Raw genomic sequence first — 5,722 nt, 5'->3', positions numbered from 1 at the left:
GCCATGCAGGAACGAATCACCTCCACCAAGACCGGTTCCATCACCTCGTTCCAGGCCGTTTACGTCCCTGCCGATGACTTGACCGACCCTGCGCCGGCCAACACCTTCGCTCACCTTGACTCCACCGTCGTGCTTGAGCGTTCCCTCGCCGAACTGGGTATCTATCCTGCCGTGGATCCTCTCGCCTCCGTGTCGAAGGCCCTCGCGCCTGAAATCGTCGGCGAAGAACACTACCGCGTCGCCCGTGGCGTGCAGCGCGTGCTTCAGCGCTACAAGGACCTTCAGGACATCATCGCCATCTTGGGCATGGACGAACTCAGTGAAGAAGACAAACTCACCGTCTTCCGCGCCCGCAAGCTCCAGCGTTTCCTCTCCCAGCCCTTCCACGTGGCCGAAATCTTCACTGGCACCAAAGGTGAATACGTTTCCGTCAAGGACACCGTCAAAGGCTTCGCTGAGATCCTTGATGGCAAGCACGACAACGTCCCAGAAGCCAACTTCTACATGAAGGGCGGCATCGATAGCGTGAAGAAAGACTGAGTGCGTTAATCCGTCGTCATTCGTTATTTAGAAAACTCCTTCCATGCCCCTCAAACTCGAAATCGTCACTCCTGAAGCCCGCATCTACTCCGATGAGGTCGACACTGTCGTGCTTCCGGGTTACGAAGGTGAGATGGGAGTGCTTCCCGCCCACGCCAACTTGGTGACCACGCTTCTCCCTGGCGAGCTGCGCATCACCAAGGATGGCAAGACGACCGAGATGGCCGTCGGCGAAGGTTTGGTGGAAGTTACCGGCACCGTGACACGCATCCTCACCGATGTCGCCTTGGACGCCGACAAGATCGACGAGAGAGCGGCCGAAGAAGCCATCGAGCGCGCCAAGAAGGCCCTTGAGACTCTCAAGCCTGGCGAACATCAGGAAGAAGTCGCTGCAGCCATGGCCGCCATTCAGCGCGCTACAGCTCACCTCCACATCAAACGCAAGCGCCGCACGGTCTAAGGAACAGCGGACACCTGTTGTCCGCTTCCTGCAACTTGGCAGCTTGTAGTGTGCGTGAAAGAACGCCAGAGAATGTGACTTCGAGCTTGCTGCATGCGCAGTCTTGCTTTCTTCTGAAATTCTCACATGGCATTCAAACTCGTCATCATCACCGGGGCCCAGATGGGCGTCGAACGTGCCACGCTCGACTGGGCGTTGAAATACGAAATCCCCCATGGCGGCTGGTGCCCGAAAGGGCTGTTCACCACGGACGAACCGTTGGATCCGCGTTATAAGCTCAAAGAGGCGGATTCGGAGAACATCTTGGAGGCGGTCAGCTCCAATGTGCGTGATGCCGAAGCCACCCTGGTCTTCACGGTCGCGGCCAAGGCTGCAGGCACAGCCCAGAAGGCCGTGAGCGGCGCCAAGAAGCAGAAGAAGCCCGTGCTGCACGTCCACCGCGGCATTCTCGGCGTCTCTGAGAAGATCGTTGCCTTCCTCGACAAGCATTACATCCGACGCCTGCACATCACCGGCTCTTCAGACACCGACGAACCGGGAGTAAGCGACTGGGCCACCAACGAGCTCGAGAAAGCGAAGGGCATTCTGGACCGTCGTCCGGATTGATCCGGCGGGCGCGCATTGCGCCGCGAAGATTCCTCCGTTTCTGGCCCGCTGTTTGCGACGCCTTGTGACCACCCAACCTCCGCTTTTGACGCATGTTATTTCTCGCCAACGCAACGACTCACGCCGCACTTCCTCCCATGGGCATGATGGCTCCTTTTGCCCTCCTGCTGCTCTGCATCGCGCTGATGCCGCTTTTCGCCGCCCACTTCTGGGAGCATCACTATCCGAAAGTCGCCGTTGCGCTCGGACTGGTCACCGCGGGCTACTATGTCTTCGTTCAAAAGGACTGGCATCCGCTGCATCACGCGGCGCATGAGTACGTCAGCTTCATGGCGCTGGTGGGTTCCCTGTTCGTGATCTCCGGTGGCATCAACATCCGTGTCAAAGGCGAGGCGACGCCCATGGTGAACACGATCTACCTGCTGATCGGTGCCGTGCTCGCCAACTTCATCGGCACCACCGGTGCGTCCATGCTGCTGATCCGGCCGTGGATCAAGATGAACAAGTTCCGCATCACCGGATTTCACATCGTCTTTTTCATCTTCATCGTGAGCAATGTCGGCGGCTGCCTCACGCCAATCGGTGATCCCCCGTTGTTCCTCGGCTTTCTGCGCGGGGTGTCGTTCTGGTGGGTGCTGCAGCACTGCTGGCAGGCCTGGGCGCTGGCCGTGACAATCCTGCTGGTCGTGTTTTTCATCTTCGACACTCGCAACTTCGCCCGGGTTCCCAAGGAAGTGCGTGAAATGGAGACCGCTCATGAGGACTGGTTCTTCCGCGGCCTCTTGAATCTCGTCTGGCTCGGCGTGGTGCTCGCCGCAGTGTTTCTGCCGAAGAGCATTCAGGAGACCACCGTGCTTGGTGTTTTCTCGGTGCCCTCGCTGGTCATGTTTGCCGCCGCCGTCGCCTCCTACTACACCACCAAGCCCGAGGTGCATGAGTCGAACGATTTCAACTTTGGTCCGGTGAAGGAAGTGGGATACCTGTTTGTGGGCATCTTCCTCACCATGATTCCGGCACTGCAGATTCTGCAGAGTGGCGAAGCGGTGCACATCACTTCTCCCATGCAGTATTACTTCTCCACGGGCGCTCTCTCGGCCTTCCTCGACAATGCTCCCACTTACCTCTCCTTCCTCGCCGCGTCGATGGGGCAGGAGCATCTCTCCGTGGACTCACACGCCGACGTGATGAAGTTCGCAGTCGAGAACGCTCCCCATCTCATCGCCATCTCATTGGGCGCCGTGTTTTTCGGAGCGGGCAGCTACATCGGCAACGGCCCCAACTTCATGGTGAAGGCCATCGCTGATAAATCGAAGGTCCACGCACCGTCCTTCCTGGCCTACATGGCCCGTTTCTCCATCCCCATCCTGCTGCCGATCCTCGTTGTCGTGGGCTGGATCATGGTGAAATGATGAAGGATTAAACCGAATGACGAACACCGTCTGCAATCCGAAATTTAAACTGCTGACTTCGTTTCGTCATTTGAGCGCCGCAGCCTTCTGCTTGCTCGGCGTCGGCTGTGCGTTTTTCCCTCCGCTGGGCAGCAAGCGTTTGAAAACCGACATTGAGGCGCTCCACGGCACCGCACCGGCAAAATGGGCCGCGCTGCCGGGCATCCCAAAGAGCGCAGCCACCGGCTGGCTGGACGAATTCGGCAGTGCCAGGCTGTCCGCTCTTGTGCAGCAGGCCATTACGGCCAATCCCAGTCTCAAGGCCGCCGCCGCCCGGGCCGAGCAGACGCGTGCGCAGTTGATGCAGGCCGGCGCTGGCTTGTTCCCCGCCCTGACCTCCACCGGCACAGGCAGCCGCACACAGAGCCCTGGTGACCTGCGCTTTCCAGGCAACAACCAGATCGCCAACCGCTTCACCGGCAACTGGCTGAACATCAGCTGGGAGATCGACTTCTGGGGCCGCGTGGCGGACACGCGCCGCGCCGCGAAGGCGGGCTCTGAAGCCGCCGAAGAAGACTGGCATGCAGCATGCCTGTCGCTCGCCGCAACCACGGTGCAGACCGCCGTGACGCTGGCCGAAGCTGAGACCTTGCTCGCGCTGGCGCAAAGCAACGTGGCAACGCGCAAAACACAACTTGGCATCCTCGAACGTCAGATGGATCGAGGCATCGAACCCGAACGCGCCGCGCTGGATGTCAGCCTCAGCCGGGCCGATCTCGCCCGCGCCGAATCGACCGTTCAGCAGCGCCGTGCCACGGTGGATCAAACTCGCCGCACTCTGGAGACCCTGCTTGGGGGTTATCCTGCGGGCACCGAACGCGGCATCGGTTCGCTGCCCTCGCTGAAGCGTGGCATTCCCGCCGGACTGCCCTCGGAAATGCTGCTGCGCCGTCCTGATCTACGCGCCGCCGAGCGCCGTCTTGCAGCCGCGCTCGCCAGCGAGAGCGCCGCAAAAAAAGCCATGCTTCCCAGCATCCGCCTTACCGGCTCGGCGGGCCGCACCTCGCAGCAGATCGAACAGTTGATTCGTCCCGAGGCCGCCATCTGGAACATCGGCACCCAGGTCGGACAGACTTTGTTTCAAGGGGGAGCGCTGAAGGCCGGGGTGGACCTGCAGCGCGGCCGTTACAAAGAGGTGCTGCAAACGTACTCCGCAAGCGTCCTCACCGCCTTCCGCGAAATCGAGACCGCACTCGCTGCAGAACAGTTCCTGGTAGTCCAGGAAGGAGCCCTTGAACGCGCCGCCAGCGAGGCGGAGCGTGCCGAGGCGCTGGCCCTCAGCCAATATGAAAAGGGATTGAGCGAAGTACTGACCCTGCTCGACACGCGTCAACGCGCCTTCGATGCACGCAGCACGCTCACCAGCGTCAAAGCTCAGCGACTACGCAACCGCGCCGGTTTGTATCTGGCGCTTGGTGGCGAATTTTGATCGAGGTATACCGTGGTCCCGAGAGGAACACGGCGGGACCAGTTGAACAGCGAGCCGAACGAGCTTTTGGGCTCGGCATCAGCCACAATGGCCCTCCGGACGGTAAGCTTTTGATCATCCACAGGTTCGACCGTCACCACTTCTTCCTTGGCCTTCTTCTTCTTATCGACAGGCGCCACAGGGACGGCCTCATCCATCCCAATCGGAATCGCCGCCTCCGTGGCTGCCAGCGAGCCTGCGCCCACGATCTGAACGGGCGTTCCCTCGGGTGTCTCGTTGAAAAAGATTGCGGCCATCTTGGTCGGAAGCCGGATGCAGCCATGGGACGCTGGATAGCCCGGCAGATACCCCTCATGCATGCCTATGCCACCGACGATGCGCATGAAGTAACGCATGTTGGCGCCCACATAGTGCGTCCCCGCAGGCGGCGAGTCCTTGGCAGTGTCCACATCGTCCTGAACCACGTTGCCCTCCTTGTCCACATAGACGCCGAAGCGTGAGGACCGGTGATGGAGGTCTTTCTCCATGATGTGGTAGGTGCCTGTCACCGTGCCATGGCTCTCACGTCCTGAGGAAATCGGTGAGACGCCCACCAGCTCGCCTCCCTTGTAATACTGCACGCGCTGCGTGCTCAGATTGATGACGATTCGAGGCTTGCCTGCGACGCCATCCCCTTTCCACCAGGCGCGGCTGCTCAACGGATTCTCCGCCACCACCTTCTCAGGCGTGGAGCAACCGACGCCGCAGAGCAAAAGTCCCGCCAGGAGAATGAACCTACAGAGGGCGGCGATCTGACGAACAGAGTTCATGACGGCAGAAACTGCACACGACGTGCCATTATTCCAGTTCAAATCTGCAGCAGGAGACGGCGCAGTCTCAAGCATAGGTCACCGGAGTGCCGGTGCTGTTGGCCAGCGCTTTGAAGCGTTTGGTTACTTCAACCGTCAGCTTGCCGGGAGCGCCGTCGCCAATGGGACGACGATCATACTGCACGGCGGCGATCACTTCCGCGGCGGTGCCGGTCAGGAAGCATTCGTCGGCGGTATAAATGTCAAAGCGGGTCATCACGGCCTCAACACAGGGCACACCCATCTCGGCGAGGACTTCCATCACCGCGCGACGGGTGATGCCGTCGAGCGCACCGGAGGAGACCGGTGGCGTCGTGACCTTGCCGTTCTTCACGATGAAGATGTTGTCGCCGGTGCACTCGGCCACGAAGCCCTGGTCGTTGAGCATGAT

At 60.5% G+C, this 5,722-nt stretch carries 6 protein-coding genes and 1 pseudogene; 5 read left to right on the top strand and 2 right to left on the bottom strand.

Translation table 11 applies throughout. The annotated features are described in order from the left end of the window. The 5 genes and pseudogenes from KDL09_RS09620 to KDL09_RS09600 all read left to right on the top strand — a co-directional run. Positions 1-540, top strand: a pseudogene (locus tag KDL09_RS09620) (F0F1 ATP synthase subunit beta); the annotation flags it as partial. 43 nt (positions 541-583) lie between these two features. Continuing rightward, complete coding sequence (gene atpC, locus KDL09_RS09615) at positions 584-1,000, top strand: ATP synthase F1 subunit epsilon (RefSeq protein WP_294384268.1); 417 nt, start codon at positions 584-586, stop codon at positions 998-1,000. 126 nt (positions 1,001-1,126) lie between these two features. Beyond that, positions 1,127-1,606 carry a putative molybdenum carrier protein gene (locus KDL09_RS09610; protein WP_294384266.1) on the top strand — a complete coding sequence of 160 codons (480 nt, stop codon included), beginning with the start codon at positions 1,127-1,129 and terminating at the stop codon, positions 1,604-1,606. Between the two features lie 92 nt (positions 1,607-1,698). Further along, positions 1,699-3,015, top strand: a complete 1,317-nt coding sequence (locus KDL09_RS09605) for a sodium:proton antiporter (RefSeq protein WP_294384264.1) — start codon at positions 1,699-1,701, stop codon at positions 3,013-3,015. A 16-nt stretch (positions 3,016-3,031) separates the two neighbouring features. Beyond that, the gene (locus KDL09_RS09600) at positions 3,032-4,483 is read left to right on the top strand and encodes an efflux transporter outer membrane subunit (protein WP_294384262.1); all 1,452 of its coding nucleotides are present in this window, start codon (positions 3,032-3,034) and stop codon (positions 4,481-4,483) included. Here the strand turns inward: KDL09_RS09600 and KDL09_RS09595 are convergent. Both KDL09_RS09595 and KDL09_RS09590 read right to left on the bottom strand, forming a co-directional pair. Then, complete coding sequence (locus KDL09_RS09595) at positions 4,429-5,292, bottom strand: L,D-transpeptidase family protein (RefSeq protein WP_294384261.1); 864 nt, start codon at positions 5,290-5,292, stop codon at positions 4,429-4,431. The two genes, KDL09_RS09600 and KDL09_RS09595, sit on opposite strands and share 55 nt — an antisense overlap. 67 nt (positions 5,293-5,359) lie before the next feature. After that, a partial coding sequence (locus tag KDL09_RS09590) for an aminotransferase class IV (protein WP_294384259.1) occupies positions 5,360-5,722 on the bottom strand: 363 nt, incomplete at its 5' end.

Origin of the sequence: Prosthecobacter sp. (assembly GCF_020439865.1) — a bacterium.
Classification (GTDB): Bacteria; Verrucomicrobiota; Verrucomicrobiia; order Verrucomicrobiales; family Verrucomicrobiaceae; genus Prosthecobacter.
The sequence above is the reverse complement of the archived record's forward strand: the minus strand, read 5'-3'. Positions and strand labels throughout refer to the sequence as shown.